Here is a 21096-nt window from a genome sequence, read left to right as displayed (position 1 = left end):
ACTATAATTTTAGAACTAATAATGGTTTGTCTGTTGAGTAGGACAGCACTTCGGTAATACTTTTGCTAAACATACTTTCTACTATATTGCGTTTTCGTTTAAAGGCAACTAGTAAATCAGCGTTTTCCTGTTGCATATATTCATTGATACCGCTCCCTACATCATCTTTATAACTCTTATTAACAAAAGTGATCTTGTTATATTGAATAAAACTCTTCAACTCTTCAACAAACTTGTCGTAGGCTTTTTCTGAGTCGCTAAGATTGATATGGAGCACATATATCCTGGCATCAAACATTGTAGCAAAAGATATTACTTCTTGAATTGCCATTTTATCCTCTTCCAGAAAATCAGAGGCATAGACAATCTTTTTGAAATGCTTGAAATTAGCACTGTTAGGAACACATAGAATTGGCTTACGAACTTCATCAATAGTATCTTCAGTATTGCTACCGAAAAAGATGCCCTGAACTCTGCTTACACCAGTAGTGCCCATCACTACCAAATCATAATTTTCATCATAGGCTACTTCCTTAATTTTATCAATCAAGTCACCCATCTCTATATGAAAATCACACTTTATCTGCCCTTCAGTCTCTTCAACAATAGAATTAACTAATAACTTTAGCTTAGAATTAGCAAGTGCCAATAACTCCTTGAACGTCTTCCCTTTAGCTTCCTGACCAAGTGCTTTATTAAAGTCCTTTTCAGTAAAAACATGTAGAAAAGACAATCGTGAGTTAAACTTCTTGGCAATTTCCAGCGCATACTCTATAGCGTTGAGCGAAGCACTTGAAAAATCGACAGGACATAGAATCTTATTCATATCACTACAAATATATAAGTTCAATTAGTAATATATTATAAAATCTTGGATGCTTATATTTTCTTACTGATCCAAGGGCTATTTTTTGCTGTAAATCGCCATAAAAGGTTGGCATCCTCACCAGCATAATCAATTCCTATTCGTTTAGAGGCTAAAACATCCATTGAATTATCAACTGCGTCTGTAAGCCAAATAGTATCACCAGTCAAACTTATTTTATTAAGATTAAGGTCAATGCCCAACACCTTTGACAATTTACCAGGTCCTGACGTAATCTTTGATGATGGTTTAAGCTCCTCCGGCTCAAAACCAATATTCGGTTGTACTGCTCTAATGAGAACTGCTTCTGCCTTATCCTCAGCATTAGTGACAATATTAAACAAGTGATGAATACCATAGCAGAGATAAATATATGCAACGCCTCCAGCCATAAACAAGGGTTCTGTCCTGGCTGTGCGTTTGTTATCATAAGCATGGCAACCTTTCTCTAAATAAGAATAGGCCTCCGTTTCTACAATAATCCCTGACCTATGACCCAAATCGGTTTTAACATGTAGCTCCTTACCCACCAGGTCTTTGGCCAGTGCTACCACATCATCAGCTAAATAATATGAATTATCGAGTTTCTTTTGAACCATGTTCTAACCAAAATTATATAATTTGCGTACTCAAAATGTAACAAACTTAAACTTATACAAAATGAGAAAAACATTACTAACCGCATTAGCAGCCTTTATGGCATTCAGCATCAATGCACAAATCGAAACACCTGCACCTAGCCCAGCTGGCTCTGTTTACAGCAAAGTAGGATTGACAGATGTAACGATCGATTATTCAAGACCTAAAGTGAAAGGCCGTAAAATCTTTGGTGAGGGAAGCGACTTTCTTCAGCCATATGGACAATTATGGAGAGCAGGTGCAAATGCAGGATCTTTCTTAACTATCAGCACTGACATTTCTTTTGCAGGTACTCCTGTTAAAGCTGGAAAGTATCTTATTTTCGCTACTCCAGGAAAAGATGAGTGGTCTGTTTCTTTGTATTCTGACCTTTCATTAGGTGGTAACGTAGGTGGTTATGACAAGTCAAAAGAAGTGGCTCTTGCTAAAGTAAAGCCAACTACACTTTCTAACACAGTCGAAGCATTAACTTACAACATTGCTGACCTTAGTGCAGATAACACAACCGCTACTATCCAATTAGCATGGTCTAATGTTTCTGTTAAAGTGCCTATCAAAGTAGATTTTGATGCTCAAGTAATGGCATCTATCGAGGCTAACACAAAAGTAAACCCAGGAAACTATGTGGCTGCTGCTAACTATTACCTTGCAGCTGGCAAAGACCTAAACCAGGCTTTAAAGTGGATGGACATGTACCTTGCTGTTGGCGAGAACGGTAAGCAATTCTGGAATGTTCATACTAAAGCACAAATCCAAGCTAAGATGGGTGATAAAAAGGGAGCAAAAGAAACTGCTATGAAGTCTTTAGAAATGGCAAAAGCTAGCCCTAATGGTGATTTCGGTTATATTAAAAGAAACGAAGACCTTATTGCGAGCTTGAAGTAAATTATTTTAATCAATCAGAACTGAAAGGTCTCGCTGTAAAGTGAGACCTTTTTTTATTAACGTTTTTTAACCTTTGCTTTAACAATTTTTAAGAGTCCCTCCCACTCAGCAAACGCTGTTTCATAGTATCCTTGAGTAAACAAATAAAACTATGAAACACTTTATACTACTACTTTTATTAACCACCGGCTTTGCCCAGGCACAGGACCTAAAGGGCAAAATCGAATATGATGAAACTGTACAGTTCAAAATGAACTTTGGTGGTGATATGGATGAAGCCATGTTTGCCAACATTCCTAAAAGCAATACCAATTCTTATGAACTGATATTTGCTGAAGGCAAAAGTCTTTACAGATCTTCAACAAATCCGGAGAAGAAGGCAGCTCCAAAGCAAATGTTTACAACAGATGATGGTGCCCAAATTGAAATTAAAACAAAGCGCTCTGAAGATGTGACTTTTTACAATATGTCTAAAAAGGAGTTGGTTCAGAAAACTGATTTTATGGACAGGGTCTTTCTAATTGAAGATGACCTAAAAAATCTGAAATGGAAAATAGAGGCCGACACCAAAACCATTTTAGGTTATAATGCTCAAAAGGCTACCTATACTGAAGACAGTACTACCTATGAGGCGTGGTTTACCACTCAAATACCAGCATCTATTGGTCCATCAAGATTTGTTGGACTACCAGGAGCTATTTTAGAGCTTAGTGTAAACGATGGCGAACGCACTTATGTAGCCACCAATGTTGACTTAGAGGCCGACTACAGTAGCGAGATTGAGTCACCTGGTAAAGGGAAGAAAGTTACACGTGAAGAGTTCGTCAAAATCCGCGAAGAGAAATTGAAAGAGATGGAAGCTGAATTTGGTGGTGCACATGAAGGTGGTGGCGTAAAAGTATTTATTCAAAAGAACTAGTTCCATGCGTTATATTCTCGGTTTTCTCCTCACCTGCCTTGCAAGTGTGGCCATGGCGCAGTCTGTCGCGGTTACAGGTCAAATTATGGACAAAGACAATAATCCTTTGCCCTCTGCCAGCACAGTATTAATTAATGCTTCTGACTCCATTATGCAGAGCTTCACTATAGCTGACAATGAAGGTAATTTCCTGCTAAAGAAAGTCACTAAAGGCTCTTATATTCTGCAGGTGGCTTTTGTGGGTTATGAAACACTATCGAAGCCATTTACAGTAAGTGATCAAAAGGAGTCGATCGATCTGGGGCAGCTCAAACTAAAGGAGAAAACTGAGATATTAGATGGTGTGTCTGTCTCTGCAGACAGAATCCCTATCATGATCAATGGAGACACCATTGAATATAATGCTGATGCTTTTAAAACCCAGCCCAACGCAACTGTAGAAGAGCTGCTCAAGCGACTGCCTGGCGTAGAGGTAGATCAGGATGGTAACATCAAGGCTCAGGGCGAGAAGGTCAATAAGGTTTTTGTTGATGGCAAGGAGTTCTTTGGTGATGATCCTAAAATAGCCACTAAAAACCTGCCCGCTGATGCCATAAACAAAGTACAGGTATTTGATAAAATGTCTGACATGGCTGAGTTTACAGGTGTGGATGATGGAGAAAGGTCAAAAACAATCAATTTAGATTTAAAGGATGATAAAAAGAATGGTGTCTTTGGTAAAATAGCTGGCGGTTATGGTACTGATGACCGTTTTCAGGGTAAGGCTAGTATCAACAAGTTCAATAAAAAAACACAGCTTTCAGCACTAGCTGCAACCAATAACATTAACGAGCAGAACTTCTCCTTTCAGGATTATATGGGATTTTCTGGTGGGCTTTCAGCGCTATCCGGTGGTGGCATGATGATGTCTGTTGAGGGCATGGATGGTGGCATGGGCGGCCAGCAAGGCGGTGTGTCAACAGCCACTTCTGGTGGTATTAATTTCAATCATGATTTTAGCAAAAATACAGAGCTCACGTCTTCCTATTTCTTTAATGGCATAGACAATGTAATTGATCAGACTTCTGCAAGACAGAACTTTCTGAACGGCACTATCTACAATTCAGGAGACACCTCCTACTCTACCGGTAACAACACCAACCATCGCCTTACTTTTAAGCTCGAGCATAAAATCAACGATGGGCAAGACATCACTTTGAGATCAAACATCAAACTCAACAATGGCTCTGACCGATTAACACGCTCAAATCAGACTTATGATGCCAGCAATGCACTGCTCAATGAAAGTTACAATAACAACAATGGTATTTCGGATAATGTCTCTTTTGATTCAAGGCTGGCTTACCGCAAGAAGCTTAATGATATTGGCCGTTTGATCACGGCTAATGCTAAGATAGGCTATGGCAATACCATTCAGAATCAGAATATTTTATCTACCACCTCATTCTATGGCAATAACCCTAACACCATCAATCTTGATCAGTTTCAGGATGTGTCTAATGATGCCTTTGACTACAATTTAAGAATGGTTTATACTGAGCCTTTAGGCAACTTAAAGTTCCTGAGTGCCATTTATGAAAGACAGAACTATGATACTGAAAACAAATCGTTTTACTTCGATAATGTGGGTACGGACCGGATCAGAAATGACCAGTTGAGCCAACTCTACAGGCGTGACTATTTCTACGATCAGGGAGGTTTTAAGCTTCAAATGAATGGTGAAGACCTCACATTCTCCGCAGGTGTAATGGCACAATCATCCAACCTTAAGGGTAAACTGATAAATGAAGATGTGAAGATTAACAAGAACTTCTTCAATGTGCTGCCCTCTATGGCCTTTCGTTATAGCTTCGCCAGATCAAAGTCATTGAGCCTTGGCTATAGCACCAATGTAAATGAACCGAGTGTGCGCCAGCTGCAGCCGGTGGTAGACAACAGCAACCCACTGAATATCTATATTGGTAATCCTGACCTCAAGACTGAGTACATGCATAATGCCTATTTAAACTTTTCTCTGTTTGATAATTTCAGTTTTACCAATCTGTTTGCCAGGCTAAATACCCGACTTGTGCAGAATAGGATCACCAACACCACTCTTATTTCTGATGAATTAACACAAACCGTGAGCCCTACCAACATTAATGAAGAATGGAGCGGTAATGGCTATTTCTCATTCGGCACCTCTGTAAAACCATTAGGTATCAAATTCCATATATCTACCAACCACACCTATACTAAAACGCAATTGTTTATCAATGACCAGAAAAATGGTGTAGAGCGTTTTCAGAACTCGATAGACTTTAATGTGGAGAACCGGAAGAAGAATGCTGTAGACATTGTAGTTGGCTATAAAACAGAGTTGAATGATACCAAATACTCTGAGGCGGATAATCTGAATCAGAGTTACTTCCGCAATGTGTTATACTCTGATATGAGTCTTACCTTTTTGAAGACCTGGAACCTTAGCTCCTCCTTTGACTACAGAATATTTGATGGTGACGCTTTTGAAAAGAAAATTGAAATGCCGATATGGCGAATGCATTTGGCCAAAACCTTCCTGAAAAATGACCGTGGCGAATTGAAACTGAGCGTTTACGATCTGCTAAACAAAATAAGTGGTGTATCCAGAAGCAGCAACTTCAACTACATCCAGGACCAGCGCATTAATGTGGTAACCCAATACGCCATGCTGACTTTTACTTACTCGCTATCCAAGTTTGGAAGCAACGGAAGTGGTATTGTGATTAAAGAGGGGCATGAGAGGTGATTTATGCACTTTTGAACCTTTGATATCTGATGTCTATCGATTCTCTATTGGGCAAATTCTTTTTGGAAGATGGCAATATCAATTTTTTATGATTGAACTCTTGAAGACCATGTTTCAACATAGGACCATCTATCTCATTTAAAATATCATTTCGTACCTCAACCCTATAATCAGGAGTAATGCCAATAATATGTTGGTCATATGCTGCATGATGAATTTTACATAAAGAAAGACCATTTGTAATTTCAGGTAAGCCTCCTTCATTATCAGGTATTATATGCGCAGCATCTAACAGAACCCTATGTTTCAAATTGCATATAGTGCAATGATTTTTGTACGCTGCCAAAACCCTTTCTCTAAAACTTTTTTGATGAAGTCTTATTAGAACTTCTCTAGTCTGATATTTTCTTCGATAATCTGCTCCTGGCTCTGATAAAAGCGAAATATCATGGATTACATTATAATTCTCTGCTGAAATCGTAAACTTCAATTTATCAGGATCGTCCTTAATTACAAAAACTGGCCATGCGGTAAAATACTTTCCTTTTAAAATTTGATGGAAATAGACAAGAGGAACTTGATGATTCATAGCCTCTCTTAGACCAACATTATCGCTATGCATTATATCAGCTCCTCTGTAACTATATAGCATCATATCGTCACTGACAATCTCATCTGAATAAATACTCTGCTGAACAGATGTGATAGATATAGGGATCCCTTGAATAACTCTTGGCTTCCATATTCCCTTAGCTCCAATCAAAGGAATTACTTCATTTTTGAATTTGAATCCTTTACTCAAAAGCTGCCAATCAAGTATATAATCATTAGCTGGAGCTACTTGATCCAACCATTTAAAAACCGCTAGACGTATACTGTGATTATTTTGATCTTCCAAGAGACATTTAAATTATGAAAGTACAACCTATTAAACAATAGCCACTAATCTTCAAGCATCCTTTACCTCTCCATCCCCTTCTTATAAGCCAATGGGTTTTCTCCAGTTACTTTTTTAAAAGTGCGGTTAAAGTAGGACAAGCTTTCAAAGCCACATTCAAAACATACCTCTGTTACATTCTTATCCTGCATCAGCAGCTTTTTAGCCATATTGATGCGGTAGTGGTTCAAAAACTCAATAAAGGTCAGCTTGGTCATGCGCTTAAAAAATCTACAAAATGACTCATTGGTGAGGTTGGACAAATCGGCTACTTCTGCGACATCAATCTTGCGGTGGTACTCTGCTTCTATCAGAGCATATACTTTCTTCAGTCGGTCCTGATCCTTACGCGTATGTTGTGTTCGCACAGGCTCATCATGTAACAGAAAGCTGTCTGTTGCATCTCCCAATACCTTAAAGATCTTCAGCACTTCAACAAAGCGCTCAAAATGCTCCATTTCATGAAGCGCCAATATCTTCTGTCCTACCAGTTGCTTAGTGTCCTCACCAAAGGCAATACCATGACTGGCCTTTGCAAATAGTTGCTGCACCGATTGCAGCTCAGGCACTTTGTTCAATGCATGGCTCAGAAAGTCCGGATCAAGATGTACCACCCGTATTTCATATTTGGTCTTTACACCATAATCAAAATTCAAATGCGGAATGTTAGAACCAATAAAGGCCAGATCACTGCCCTCGTACTTAGAGACATTCTCCCCTACATTACGAACACCATTAGCCCCTTCGATATATACCAACTCGAACTGAGGATGAAAATGCCAGAAGAAAAAGTCATTAAGGTACGGGTTAACCATAATGTTAAAGGAGCAATCCTCAGGTAGTGCTATTTGTTCAAGTTGGGTTTTCATAGTAAAGTCAATTGACCTAAATTATCATTATAACAATCATATTACTTATTAAATGTCAATATTGTTATAATTTAGGCTAAAATAAATAAAGCAAACGTTTTCCTGTTGCCCTTATCTTTGTATTATCTAAAAGCTTAAATACCGAGTCATGCAACAAACAGTAGTTAACCCCAACAAAAACCATGAAGCCATTCCTGGCAATCCATCAACTGCCACTAGTAGCAAAATTAACCTAAGAACTGAGGCCGATGCTAAATCGCTAAGAGTACTTACTGAAGAGGACTGGAAGTTTTGGAAGCACAATGGGTATGTGATTATCCGAAATGCTGTTCCCCGAGAACAAGCACTAAAGACTGCTGATTTTATTTGGGAGTTCGAAGAGAAAGATAAAAACAATCCGGAGACCTGGTACACCAAAGAACGGGCTAGTGCTGGTATGAAAGAGCTTGTGGGCACTGGCATGGTCGAGGTTTACAATCACCAATACCTGTGGGATAACAGGCAAACACAAAAGGTATATGATGCTTTTGTTGACATCTGGGGTCATGAGCAGCTTTGGGTAACTATTGATCGTGCCAACCTCAACTTTCCGTTAAGGCCGGGCTTTGAGTATAAAGGTTTTATCCATTGGGACTATGACCCTGAAACCAAGCCTCAAAATGTGCAAGGTGTGCTGGCATTAGCTGATCAGGAAGATGAACAAATGGGAGGTTTTCAGTGCATTCCCGAGCTATTCAGAACTTATGATCAATGGAAACTTACTCAACCAGCAGATCGTGATCATTTTAAGCCTGATACTACTGGTTTTGAAAATGACTATCATAAAGCCAAAATGAAGGCTGGTGATCTGCTAATATTTAATAGCTCGCAGCCTCATGGCATCAGGCCTAATTTGTCAAAAGACAAAGTAAGGATAGCGCAATACATTTCTATGATGCCGGCAGAGCCTGAAAATACTGCCATGCGTCAATGGCGAATCAATTCATGGAAAAACAGACTGGCACCCGAAGGTCATGCTTTTCCTGGTGATCCAAGGAAGTTTGAGCAAACTAAATACAAAACAGCTGAGCTGTCAGCACTAGGTAAAAAATTACTTGGTTTGGAGGATTGGTAAGTCCCTATTTCACCTTTTTCAGTTGCTCTTTGTAAACATCAAGGTTTTGATCTGATGTCTTTTCAGCGGCTTGTACTGCTAATTTCAAGTTCTGCTTAGCACGTTTTTTATCGTCATTACCCAAATATGACAAACCGAGTCCGCTGTACATTTGTGCCATATATTCATCATCAGGATAATCTCGGATGCCGCGTTCAAAGAAAGGAATGGCACTATCGAAATCTTCATATTTGAGATAGTACTGCCCCAGCCTATTTTGCCAGTAGGCAGAAGCATATCTGGGAGTTCCTAGCACATCTTCAAATTCTGTCATAAACTGTTTGAAAGCACTGAATTCATCCTGATTCCATGCCATCCAAATTAGGGTGTTCTTGGTAGCATAATCAATCTCTTGCGACATGCCAAAACGTTCACCACGCTGCTTAAAATAATCATTTAAATAAGGCAGTCCACCACGTTCCTCAAAGTCCTTAATGCTACTAAAGCTTGGTGAGGCATAATTATGATAGTAGAACTTTAAACCATGATACATGGACAGGTACGGCAACGATTCATGAATCTCATCATTAAAAAGTCTTACATCCCAGACCAAATTATCTATATCATTGGCCTTGAGGTTCTCTACTGCCTGAGTAGTACTAGCAATGGTATATATGTCTTTTTCTGTATTGGCTAAATACAGATATTTAATATCACTAACCTGCTTGTTGAAGCTGTCAATCATATTCTGATCAATGTAAGCGGCATTAGAACTTATGGCGCCTGTAAAAGGACAACCGGAAGCCATGATGACCTCGGCAGAAACATAAGCACTGGTTTCCCAACCAAATAATATGCGCTCTCCATTAGTTCTAAAATTTTGATCTATATAACCTACCAACTCCTTTTGAACGAAAGCCTTAAACTCATCCCATTGATTTCTAAATACTTCATTTCGCTCCGGCTGTTCCATCACCAAGCCAATCACAATCATCTCAGGAAGAAGTGTTTCACCATGAAGGCTCTTTTGAATTGCCACACCGTTCAAAAAGAACATTTGGCCATCAAGCACATAAAGAGTAGCGTATTTTCTCTCACTATCATCATAAGAATCGGGAAGGTAAACCTGAATAGTACGGTCGGTACCAAGAATTTCAGAATAGAAGGTTTTAAGCTCACCAACCTGCATAGCAGATTGAGCCAGAAGGCTATTACTAACGAATAATGATACAATTAGAATTAGTAAAAAGTGTTGCTTGAGCATGAGTTTAGATTTAATATCTTAAAGATATTATCCTTTTCAGACTACACATTGATTCACAACACTTTAACAAATTGTTAACAGAAATTATTTAATATATAGTCAAGTCAATGATAGATGGATTTTCTTTAAATACTTGGTCTTGTTTAAGGCTATCAGTATTCATCACATCACCGTGTCGGTTGTAGGCGTTTATTATTTGAGCAAAGGAGTTATTCGAATTAACAGGATACCCTCTCTTATCATAGTAAGTTTCTCGTGTTACTCTACCACTCCTATTTCTTCCATAAATAACAGCACAATAATTTCCCTCAACCTCCACAAGGTCATAATACTCATCATAATAGTTCTCCTGAATTACTTCATCAGACAAATTATACTTAAACCTCTCGATAGCACTACCTTCAATGTCTTTTGAGAGTCTATTTTTAGCATTATACTTTAAAATCCTTATAACATTAGATCTGTTATCATACTCATATTCTCTTCTAGCTACCTTGTCTATCTCAATAAGTTCATCATCCTCACCAAAATAACTAATCGCTATTTTTCTGTTGTAATTGTCGTATTCATACCTAACAGAATGGTAACCTTCGTTACCTACTAACTTTGCACCTTCTAAATCAAAGTAAGATGTACTAATAAGTTTTCCACTCTGGTCAAAGTTTCTGCTTATTACGGCAGGTTCATCAGTTATACCAGTTAAGGAGTTCGTTAATCTGATTTCTCGTACAACTTTGTTATTCTCAATAGACTCCTTGACAATAGCAGTACCCTCATCAAGTTCTCCTAACGAATTGTAATACCGAGTCTCAGTAACATTATTATCCTCATCATATTGCCACTGAATAATTGCATGATTTTCAAATTCAATGAGGTTGCCTAAAGTATCATAGTATGATCTTTCAATCAATCGATCCAATGTATCATATTTATATCTATTTATATGTGCTCCTTGATTGGCAAATGCAGGCTCTTCTTTTGAGTTTAGGTAAACTGTTTCAATCTTATTATGTCTTGAATCATAGGTATATTTAAATATTGCTACATCATTATCAACTTCTTTTAAGTTATTATTCTCGTCATAGTATCTACTTTCAACAACATAGTCATCAGTATCATAATAGATAATGTTATAGTATGAGTCATTTGCATCGGTAGATCTTTTGCCATCCTCATCGGTAAAAATGGTAGTTCTTGAATTCTGAATTGAATCATAGGAATAATGACTAACAGGACCATTACTATTGGAACTAATTGGAAAGTAATATGCATTCAGATTTGTAAAAGTCTTGTAATAACCATTAGGCCAATATTCGTACCTAGCTTTACCATAACCATCTTCATCATAAACTAATATTCCTCCTTTATCATACTCCGCGTACTCCAATGTTCTTTTTAAACTATCAAACTCCCAAAACCTCATCGCCACTCCCTTAGCATCATTAATCAAAACTTTGTTAGAATTTAATTTTGCTTCCATATTGATATTTCCCCATCTATCATGAGTGGTTATAGTTCTCCAAAAACCATCAGAATCTTCTCTCGGATTCAGTTTGTTATCATAATAAGATGTATAAATTTCAAAGCCTAATTCATCATACTCAATTTCCTTTATCGCAATAGAATCTAGTCTATTAATAAATGAACTGGCACGTTCTTCAAATGATCTAACTAGTTCATTTTTATCATCATACTCAAACCAGCGCTTGATACTCCCATTAGCATCAGGAACCATACTACCTTGATTATTATAGTTACTTATAACTATCCTTTTTGGGTCGTTCAAGTAGCTATATCTTAAGTCATACTGACTAAGTACATTTAATATTTGTTTATTATTCTCATCTAGAAAATACTTCTGTTCAATTTCTTCATCTTCATTTCTATTGATCACTGTAACAAACTCACCTGTTGGACCACCTACCCTATAGCCATCAACGTCTTTGTATGTATATTGATGCGTATTAAAAAGTACAGTTTCATTTTGAGTATGATATCCAAAACGATTGTTTATTGGTTCTCCATTGGGATCATAAAAGGAATAAATAATTTGTCCATTTGATGCATTTTGAATCTTAATTATTGATGCATTATAATATGGATCCAACTGCAAAGAACCTTCTTTATAGAATGAAATTTGTGCAAGCTTTTCCTCACTATTTAATTTGAATTTATAATAAGAACCATAGCTTATTTCATAAGGTAAAACACTTCCCCTGCCTCTAGGCACCATATCGCCTATTTGCTCTATATACCTAAAAAATTTCTCCCTTATATTATCTGGCTTTATTGCAATATATTGATTCCAATACGGATCAGTCACTAGCAAATTACTATCGATTTTAAATTGCCAAATACTTTGTTCAATGACTTTTACACTGTGATCAGTGTTATTATCATAAGAATCTTGCGTTTGGTCAAGTATGTTTCGATAATTCTTAATCAAAGAATCAAATTCTGCCTGAGGTAAGTGACCACCATTATTATTAAACATCTGCTTTCTAACTCTCCTGGCAATCATTTCTGTCAAATTAAAATGATACCTTTCATGTTGCAATAGGAAATAAGATTCTCCTTTATCCCAAGGGTTCATCCAAGTCCTTTTAGGTCTGTAAAAAGCTTTAACTATCACTTGATTTGAGTCAACATACTCACCTTTTATGTCTGAATATATTGCTCCATCATAATGTGTAAATAAGTCAGGATAACCCTTAAAACTATCATAATCCAAATAATGTTTACCTTGCCATCTAACAATTGAATCTTCTGCAGTATTAAACCAGTCATTTTGTATAATTATAATGAATGATATGAAAACAATTGAAATCGGGGTGAGAACTTTAGCAAAATAAAAGTTGGTAAGTTTTAAACGTGGATATTTTTTTACCAGATAATAAATAATGAAAGAAAAAAGACCACTGTAGACTAACATCGACAAAATCATTGGTATAGACTGCCACAGACTGTAGTGCCTTGACAGAACAAGATCATTTCTTAAAGTTGATATAAGGAAAATTGCAATTGCATAAATGATCCTAACTTGAAAATGATATGACCTTAATGTATCACTTTTAGAAAATCCATTAGCATATAACAGAGGAATAATTGGGCTTGAGGCTATAACCATACTATACAACCAACTATCAAAATATGGGAATGAGATAACAAAACATATCATTGTAAAAAAAATAAAGTAGTGCAGCAAGACATAATATAACTTCCGAGGCAACCACTCAAACACTTGAAAAACATCTTGCTCAGAAGTTGCGTGTTCCTTTAATGTTTTAAGAATTCTATCTTGTTTAGCTTCTTTTCTTTCAACAAATAAAATGTAAGATTCAGGAGGAGCAATGTTTCGAACATCTAACTCCTGTACTACCGCATTAATAAATAATTCTTGATATCCTTCTGGCTTTTTGAGAATCTGTAGAAGCTCCTTGTCTGACTTTGACACAACTCTTCTACTAAAAATATTTGAACTCAATTAATATAATTTAAATAAAAAATGTAAATATAGAATCAGAGGTAATTACAACCTAATAACAAACAGTGAATTTGATAGAGATTAAACAATAAATTGAGTGCCGTTAACCTTTAAATTAAGCCTCAGCTAACTCGTTTTGCTTAATAAAGTCAAATGCATGTCCTTGCGAATCGTCAACGGGTACGTTGACAATAATTCTGGTGTACTCTCCTTCTACAGAGTCGACTTCAATATTACCTTTCAGCACATTTACGGATTTGTTTACTATGTAAAGCCCTAATCCATTACCCTTAGAAAGCTCAGTACCTTTGTAAAACATTTCGAAAAGCTGACTAACAGTGGACTTATCTATTCCGATACCATTGTCGTACACTTCAATCAACAGTTGGCTACTCACCTTTCTCACTTTGATCGACACTTCTCTAAGCTGATCTTCCTTGATACTCGTAAAGATCAACGCGTTCTCAAGCAAGTTATGAAGGGTCACCTCTAACAGGTATGGAATACTCACAATATCAAGGTCATCAGCACAATCAACAGCCAGGTTAATATTATTCTCCCTAATCATAGTGTCAAAACGTCTGGTCACTTCGAAAATGAGGTCATCTAACTTCACTTCACTAAAAGTCCCCGGCTGATGGATTTCACTAATGGTACTCAGTTTCTTTAGTAGCTTGTCCATCTGATTGTTGGTTTTCAAAATCAAATCTGTGAGCTGCACATCACCAGTATTAAGGGCAATAAGTTGACTAAGACCTGTTATAGAACACAAAGGCGCCCTTAAATCATGCGAAGCGCGATATAATACCAAATCGAGTTCTTTGTAAGTCTTTTCAAGCATATCAGTTCTTTCAGAAACGATACTCTCCAGGTTCTGGTTAATGTGTTTTACATTCTCATTGGCAGAAAGCAACTGCTTCTGCTGTTTTTTGAGTTTAAGTCGTAGATAAAGCAACAAGAGGAGCAACAAAGCAAAGAATAATACCAATCCTGAAATGGCCAATATCCTTTGCTGATAAAGCTTTTTCTCAGCCAGTCTTTTTTGCTCACTAGCACTGAGTTGCCCCTCCAGCTTTTCAAGGTCAAAGAACCTGTTTTTGAGTTCTGTAATCATCGCCAGATAGTTATTCTGATTTTCATTAAACTCATTTTCATTATTGGCTAAAAGCTCTTCAAGCAAATTAAGATCGTTAAGTAGCTCTTCTCGATCCTCCTCACTTAGGTTTTCAAAACCTTGATTTAGTTTTTCATTTACCAATCTAATCTTATTATCAAATTCCGACTTTTGAGAACTCAGACGCTTATTCTCACGCTGCACCTCTTTCAAAAGGTTTTGTAAGTCATTTTTGACCACAGTAGTATCAGTGATATTAGTGATGTAAGAGGTAGAGTCTGAAGTAGTGCCCTCCACTCCTGATAGTAGCTCATCAAACTTTAAGTCTATGGAATTACGTACATCAGTCGAAAGATTGTCCATTCTAATTCCCTTAAACAAGGCATAGAATTCCTGTAGTGACTGTATTGAATCTAATTGTGAAAGCACTGACGTTTCTAAATCTTCACTACTAGTATCGATTATTGGCTGATTGGCTTTAGGTTTCACTTCTGCCAGCTGCTTAACAGGATTCAATAATGCTACTTTAAGAACATACCGAGAGCCATTCTGTGCCACACTCATCGATTTGTAGCCTTTAACCTCAAATTGGCTAGCATTGGTTATGCGCTCATTTAGCGCCATTGGCAAACTGGCTGATCCACCGGCATCTGTGGTGGTATTGATCGTTTTTTCTCCTTTGTAGGTGAAAGCTTGCCTTCTCAGTGCCTCACCATTCATATTTCTTATTACTACAGTAATATCCTTATAGCTTTTCTTTCGGATGGTTATCTCTAAAACACCCTTACTCAAGTTCCATGAAGCTGCTTCCAGAGTATTATCACCAATGGTGATGGACTTTATGGGGAAATCGTCTTTTCTGAGATTAGCGAAGGCCGTTCCTCTGGCATTTAAATCAATTAAACTTCCCTGGTTAATACCTACTTTGATATTGCCATAAGGTCTTAAATCTTCATTAAATGCTTTGATCTGTACTACCTGTGTATCCTGTGCATGTACAGCAATTGGACCTGCTACAAGGAACAATAAAAGCACGGTGATTTTTAATGTATTAATCAGATATAATAAATGAGAGCGTTTCATGTCACCCCTTACTTGGATTTCTTGAAGTCATCATTGACAACAACAATTTCGTAACTAGAATTGGTTTTTGCATACTTCGGCACCTCAAAACTAACAATCCCGTCTAAATCATTACCTACAATTCTGATTTTATACTTACTGTAGAAGGGAATAGTAAAACTAAAGTTACCATTATCGTCAGATAACGCTTCTGTAATTCTATTGTTCCCATTGTCGTCAATCAATATCAACTGAACATTCGGCAAAGGCTTTAACTCCGTAGAATCCATCCAGTTATGCTCAATAAACTTCACCACACCCTCAATTTTTAAAGGATAGCTCTGTAAGCCCATATCGAATTCATAGATGTCATCATCAAGGCCTCCATTCTTTCTATTAGAGCTTAAGAATCCATGCCTGTTTAATGAGTCTATGGTAAATGCAAAATCATCATAGCCGCTGTTTATTGGATAGCCAAGGTTCTCTACTTCACCATATCCATCTTCAGAGAGTTCAATTTTAAAAATATCAGATCCACCGAGCCCGGGATGGCCGTTGGAAGAAAAATATAGTGCATTATCTGATCCAAGAAACGGGAATATTTCATCAGCAGAAGTGTTGATTGCCGGACCTAGGTTTTCAGGGACTGTCCAGGCACCGTCTGTATAACTTGAAACATAAATATCACGGCCACCATAGCCTTCAGGTAGGTTTGTAGAAAAATAAAGCTTCTTGCCATCTTCACTTATATATGGTTCGCTCAAGGAATAACCGTTGTTGTTATGTTCAAATGGTTTTGCTACTTTCCAGCGCTTCTTTTTCTTAGTAGCGAAATAGAGTTGCAGCGGATATTTTCCATCTCCGTTTTTATATTTACTAGACATGGCCACCACCATTTTGCTATTGCCTTCATAGAAATCTAGTGAGCCTATATGAAAGCCTCCATTTAAATCACTATCAAACGATTCTGCATCTTCATAAATCAAAGCATTGACACTGAACGGATCAGGCTTGGTATCTGAATAATATAAATGATAGAATGAGGCATTGGCTTTAGTATCTACTTTCTGAACCATCGATACAGGCGTGCGATTTGAGACATACACAACACCATCATTATATGGTAAGGCTTTTAGCTCACTGTTGGGCGTATTTAACGAGATGTAACGCACAGCATTGTCAACAGAATCTTCGAACAGATAGGCTATGTTGTTCATTCGCCAAATTCTAGCTGCCAGCATTTCATTCTGACTATCTTTAGCATAACTGTTAGCATATACTTCTGCAGACTTGGTATAATCCCCTGTAGCAGTTAATGCTTCCGCATAATAGAACTGATCGACATCTGAAAGCTTCTCAACTTTCATAAACTTCTCATAGCTACTCACAGCATTCGTGTAATCATGTGTGAAGTAATAACAGCGCGCTAGTCTTAAGTCAATATTTGCAGGGGCAGATTTCTTGGTGGCCACTACTTCATACAGCTCAAGGGCACTTTGGTAGTTGCCACTAACATAGTAATCATCAGCTGCGTCTAAATCCTTTGTAAACAAACTGAAAACAGATTCTTGAGCAGCAGCAGAATGTCCTATGCACAGCAATATGACTATGAGATAAACTATAGATTTACTTGTGAAGTGAGTTATATGTGATATTAAATGTCTCACCTTGGAGAAACCACTTTATCGTACTTGAACTTAAATAAATATCTCAGCATCAATTCATTAGATGCCTTTGCAAAATCTGCAACTGAACCTATTGGGTTGTCGTAAGCATAACCCACCTGAAACTGAGGGGTAATATTTAGACGTACCAGAAAATCCACTGACTCATCTTTTCTATAAGACACACCCAAAGAGATTACTTCGTGAATGGTTGTGTTTAAATTAAGATCATAAGAGAGTGGTGTACCTGCATAATATTTTAATAATACACTCGGAGTAAGATCAACAGACCTGCTTAGTGGCAATATTAATTTGGTAAAAACCAGATGGCTAAAATTATCAGAATTAACCGCCAATGTATCTCCTAATATATAATCTCTTGGAAGGATTTCAGAAGCTGAATATCCCATATGAAACTTCTTACTTCTAAAATAGAGACCAAAACTGGCGTCAAAAAAGGTTTCTTTATAATCACCATTGATTGCAGATGGGTCCATTGTTGTACCCTGCACTGCCTGATAATCTGACTGCCTGCTAAAAGCTGCAGCCTGCATACCAAACGAAAGGTAGCTGTACCTGCCGGTAGGCAAGTGATAGGCAAAATTAGCACCGGCATTGAAGCTTTGATGAATACCAATGCTTTCTCTATGAATAATAATGCCTGTGCCGAATTGCTTTTTCTTAAATAATGTATGTGCCGAGAAGGTTTGCGACTGAGGTGCACCATCTAAGCCATTCCACTGATCACGGTGAACCAGAGTCATGCTCAATGCCTCATCAGCTCCCACATAAGCAGGATTGATGAGCGATCCATCATACATGTACTGCGTATACTGGACATTCTGCTGTGCAATTACAGACTTACTGGCCAGCATACAGGAAATGCAGATAATAAGAAGGACGTTATGGTTTATGGCTTTCTTCATCCTATTGAATAATTTCTATAAAGCCCTGCTTCTTTTGATTTGAAGAATTCGTTTTAACCGAGATGTAGTAGAAATAGGTACCCGTTGGCACTATTTTTCCATTTTGATTGGTTCCATCCCAAACCACTCTTTGGTTATCATAACCTGTTGCTTTGAATATCTCGCTCCCCCATCTGTCTACCACCACCACTTCGTTATCAGGGAAGTTTTCAATGCCCTCCAACAACCATATATCATTATTGCCATCATTATTAGGCGTGAGCAGTTTAGGAATATCAAATTCTATATCCCTTATTGAAACTGTTACATTAAATGAACAGGTAACTACTGCCTCGAACTCATCAATAAACTCATAGGTAACTATAGTTGTTCCTTCTTGAAAAGTATCTCCTGGCTGATGCGACTGACTAGTAGTAAAATTGGTACAAAGACTCTCCACCGTTGGCTCTATCCAGCTCACTTCCGCACTACCACTATCATCAGTCTCTACAGTTATGTCTTCTGGGCAATTCAACAATTGCAAGGCATCAGGATTTACAACTGTTACATTAAATGAGCATTCGCTTTCATTACCCAATTCATCACTAAAAGTATAAGATACCATAGTGGTGCCTAATGCAAAGGTATCGCCCGGAGAGAAATTTGAGCTTAATGTTATGCTGCTGCAATTGTCAACGGCAGTCAATTCATCCCAATTAACAACAGCCTCACATTCGGCAGTTGTAATTTCAATATCAGATGGACAATTAGTGATTTCAGGGCCTGTTTCATCAATGACAGTTACGTTGAAAGTGCATATTGTCTCATTACCAGCTTCATCAGTAACTGTATAAGTTACTGTGGTTGTTCCTAAGTCGAAAATACTACCTGAAGCATGACTTTCTGTTATTGTTAAACCACTATCACAATTATCAGTGGCCGTGGGTGGCGTCCATGACACTGCAGCACCACAAGTAGCATCAGCAGCGATTTCAATATCAGCTGGACAATCAGTAAATACTGGCACAGTCTGGTCTACAACAGTAACATCAAAAGAACAAGTGGATTCGTTACCACCTACATCAGTAGCAGTGTAAGTTACAGTAGTGGTTCCCAAAGGAAATGCATCACCAGGGCTGAAGTCTGCGGTTGGTACTATGTCTGATGAGCAATTATCTGATGCTGTTGGTACAGTCCATGTTGCTGTAGCATCACACCCATCTCCAGTAATGGCGACAGTTATATTTGATGGGCAAGAATTAAAAACTGGTGCTGAAATATCTGTCACCGTTACATTAAACGAACATGTTGTCTGATTTCCAGCATCATCAGTAGCAGTTATAGTAACTGATGTAGTGCCAATTGGAAAAGATGTACCAGAGTTGTGTGATTTGGTTATTATAGGTGAAGCATCGCAAATGTCATTAAAGCTAGGATCAGACCATGTAGCTACAGCTGTACAGGAATTTGTAGTGGTAAGGTTAATATCTGATGGACAGTTACTCAGCGTAGGTGCCGTGGCATCAACCACTGTAATTATAAATGATTCAATAGTTTCATTTCCTTCACTATCGGTAGCTGTGTAAGTAACTTCTGTTTCGCCAAGGTCAAAAAGGTCACCTGATGAATGTGATTGGCCAATATTAACATCAACATCATTGGTACAATTATCGGTAGCCGTAACAGTAGGCCAAGATACCACTGCTTTACAATCTCCTGTAGCGGCAGGTACGGTTCTGTTTGATGGAAGGTTATCGTATACAGGTCCCGTTTGATCCTCTACAGTCACGTTAAAAGAGTAGGTAGCAGGATTTCCGGCCTCATCGCTCGCTGAATAAGTAACTAAAGTAGTACCCAGCGGAAAAGTATCTCCTGGATCAAAATCACCCGTTGGTGTTATATTATCAGTGCAGTTGTCTATAACTGTTGGAACAGCCCAGTTCACAGTTGCTTCACAGTTAGTATTAGCGGCAACAGTTATATCATCGGGAGTGACATCGAAAGTTGGGGCTATGTTGTCATTTACTGTAACTGTAAATGATTCTATGTCATCTAAAGAAGCACCCCTTAAGGCGACATAAGTTACCTCAGTCACTCCTATTGGGAAACTATCGCCATTTTGTAAATCTACGGTTGGTGATGTTGAATATGCGATAGTAACATTTCCACTACAATTAGAAGGTGCAACCCATGATACAGTTCTATTACAAAATTCATCAACTGTTTTTATCTGATCAGAAGGTAGATTGAAAAACTGATATTTGACAGTGATATCAAAAGAACAGGTTGAAACTTCATCCAAACTGTTAGTAAAAGTATACGTAACAGTAGTGGTTCCTAAAGAGAATAAGGTAGCATTAGGAGTATGTGTTTTTTCAATAATTACTGGTCCATTTGGGTCAGTTGCAGTAGGTTCATTCCAATTTATAGTTCTAGTACAGCTGCTTGTTAATGTTACATTAAAGTTGCTCGGACAATCGCTAATAGTAGGCGCAGCCTTACATACGGCTGAAGCCACAAGAATGAATACACTTGAAAGTAAAACGTGCAGAAAATGCTTACTCATTACACTCTAAAAAAATACCAACAGAGTTACTAATAAAAAAATTAACTATAGAAGCATATGATC

Annotated in this window: 14 protein-coding genes; 4 read left to right on the top strand and 10 right to left on the bottom strand. The window is 37.7% G+C overall.

Annotation, left to right across the window (positions count from 1 at the left end; all coding sequences use genetic code 11):
* Position 1 precedes the first annotated feature (1 nt).
* Positions 2-826 (bottom strand): universal stress protein, encoded by an 825-nt coding sequence (locus E1140_RS14005; protein ID WP_155184971.1) that lies wholly within the window; start codon positions 824-826, stop codon positions 2-4.
* 53 nt (positions 827-879) lie between these two features.
* A complete protein-coding gene (locus E1140_RS14000; protein WP_155184968.1) occupies positions 880-1464 on the bottom strand; it encodes a DNA-3-methyladenine glycosylase in 585 nt (194 codons plus the stop codon).
* A 61-nt stretch (positions 1465-1525) separates the two neighbouring features.
* Here E1140_RS14000 and E1140_RS13995 point away from each other — a divergent pair, with 61 nt between their 5' ends.
* The 3 genes from E1140_RS13995 (at position 1526) to E1140_RS13985 (ending at position 6075) form a co-directional block, all read left to right on the top strand.
* Positions 1526-2389: a DUF2911 domain-containing protein gene (locus E1140_RS13995; protein WP_155184965.1), complete on the top strand. Its 864-nt coding sequence runs from the start codon at positions 1526-1528 to the stop codon at positions 2387-2389.
* A gap of 151 nt (positions 2390-2540) precedes the next feature.
* On the top strand, positions 2541-3308 hold the full coding sequence (locus E1140_RS13990; protein WP_155184961.1) for a GLPGLI family protein: 768 nt from the start codon (positions 2541-2543) through the stop codon (positions 3306-3308).
* 4 nt (positions 3309-3312) lie between these two features.
* The gene (locus E1140_RS13985; RefSeq protein ID WP_155184958.1) at positions 3313-6075 is read left to right on the top strand and encodes an outer membrane beta-barrel protein; all 2763 of its coding nucleotides are present in this window, start codon (positions 3313-3315) and stop codon (positions 6073-6075) included.
* 1 nt (position 6076) lies between these two features.
* Here the strand turns inward: E1140_RS13985 and E1140_RS13980 are convergent, their stop codons facing one another.
* Both E1140_RS13980 and E1140_RS13975 read right to left on the bottom strand, forming a co-directional pair.
* Positions 6077-6973: an HNH endonuclease gene (locus E1140_RS13980; RefSeq protein WP_155184955.1), complete on the bottom strand. Its 897-nt coding sequence runs from the start codon at positions 6971-6973 to the stop codon at positions 6077-6079.
* 62 nt (positions 6974-7035) lie between these two features.
* Positions 7036-7881 carry an AraC family transcriptional regulator gene (locus E1140_RS13975; RefSeq protein ID WP_155184952.1) on the bottom strand — a complete coding sequence of 282 codons (846 nt, stop codon included), beginning with the start codon at positions 7879-7881 and terminating at the stop codon, positions 7036-7038.
* A 148-nt stretch (positions 7882-8029) separates the two neighbouring features.
* Between E1140_RS13975 and E1140_RS13970 the strand changes: the two genes are divergently transcribed.
* Entirely contained in the window at positions 8030-8995 is a 966-nt protein-coding gene (locus E1140_RS13970; protein WP_155184949.1) for a phytanoyl-CoA dioxygenase family protein, read from the top strand.
* Positions 8996-8999: 4 nt separating this feature from the next.
* On the opposite strand, the gene E1140_RS13965 is transcribed toward E1140_RS13970, so the two are convergent.
* The 6 genes from E1140_RS13965 to E1140_RS13940 all read right to left on the bottom strand — a co-directional run bounded on the left by E1140_RS13965 (position 9000) and on the right by E1140_RS13940 (position 21033).
* Positions 9000-10238, bottom strand: a complete 1239-nt coding sequence (locus tag E1140_RS13965; RefSeq protein WP_155184946.1) for an alpha/beta hydrolase-fold protein — start codon at positions 10236-10238, stop codon at positions 9000-9002.
* A gap of 88 nt (positions 10239-10326) precedes the next feature.
* A complete protein-coding gene (locus E1140_RS13960; RefSeq protein ID WP_155184943.1) occupies positions 10327-13722 on the bottom strand; it encodes a hypothetical protein in 3396 nt (1131 codons plus the stop codon).
* Between the two features lie 115 nt (positions 13723-13837).
* The gene (locus tag E1140_RS13955; RefSeq protein ID WP_155184940.1) at positions 13838-15919 is read right to left on the bottom strand and encodes a sensor histidine kinase; all 2082 of its coding nucleotides are present in this window, start codon (positions 15917-15919) and stop codon (positions 13838-13840) included.
* A gap of 8 nt (positions 15920-15927) precedes the next feature.
* On the bottom strand, positions 15928-17499 hold the full coding sequence (locus E1140_RS13950; protein ID WP_155184937.1) for a tetratricopeptide repeat protein: 1572 nt from the start codon (positions 17497-17499) through the stop codon (positions 15928-15930).
* A 62-nt stretch (positions 17500-17561) separates the two neighbouring features.
* Positions 17562-18488 carry a PorP/SprF family type IX secretion system membrane protein gene (locus tag E1140_RS13945; RefSeq protein WP_155184933.1) on the bottom strand — a complete coding sequence of 309 codons (927 nt, stop codon included), beginning with the start codon at positions 18486-18488 and terminating at the stop codon, positions 17562-17564.
* A gap of 1 nt (position 18489) precedes the next feature.
* The gene (locus tag E1140_RS13940; protein ID WP_155184929.1) at positions 18490-21033 is read right to left on the bottom strand and encodes an HYR domain-containing protein; all 2544 of its coding nucleotides are present in this window, start codon (positions 21031-21033) and stop codon (positions 18490-18492) included.
* Positions 21034-21096 lie beyond the last annotated feature (63 nt).

It is taken from the genome of Fulvivirga lutimaris (genome assembly GCF_009711525.1).
In the GTDB taxonomy this organism is placed as follows: Bacteria; Bacteroidota; Bacteroidia; order Cytophagales; family Cyclobacteriaceae; genus Fulvivirga; species Fulvivirga lutimaris.
The sequence above is the reverse complement of the archived record's forward strand: the minus strand, read 5'-3'. Positions and strand labels throughout refer to the sequence as shown.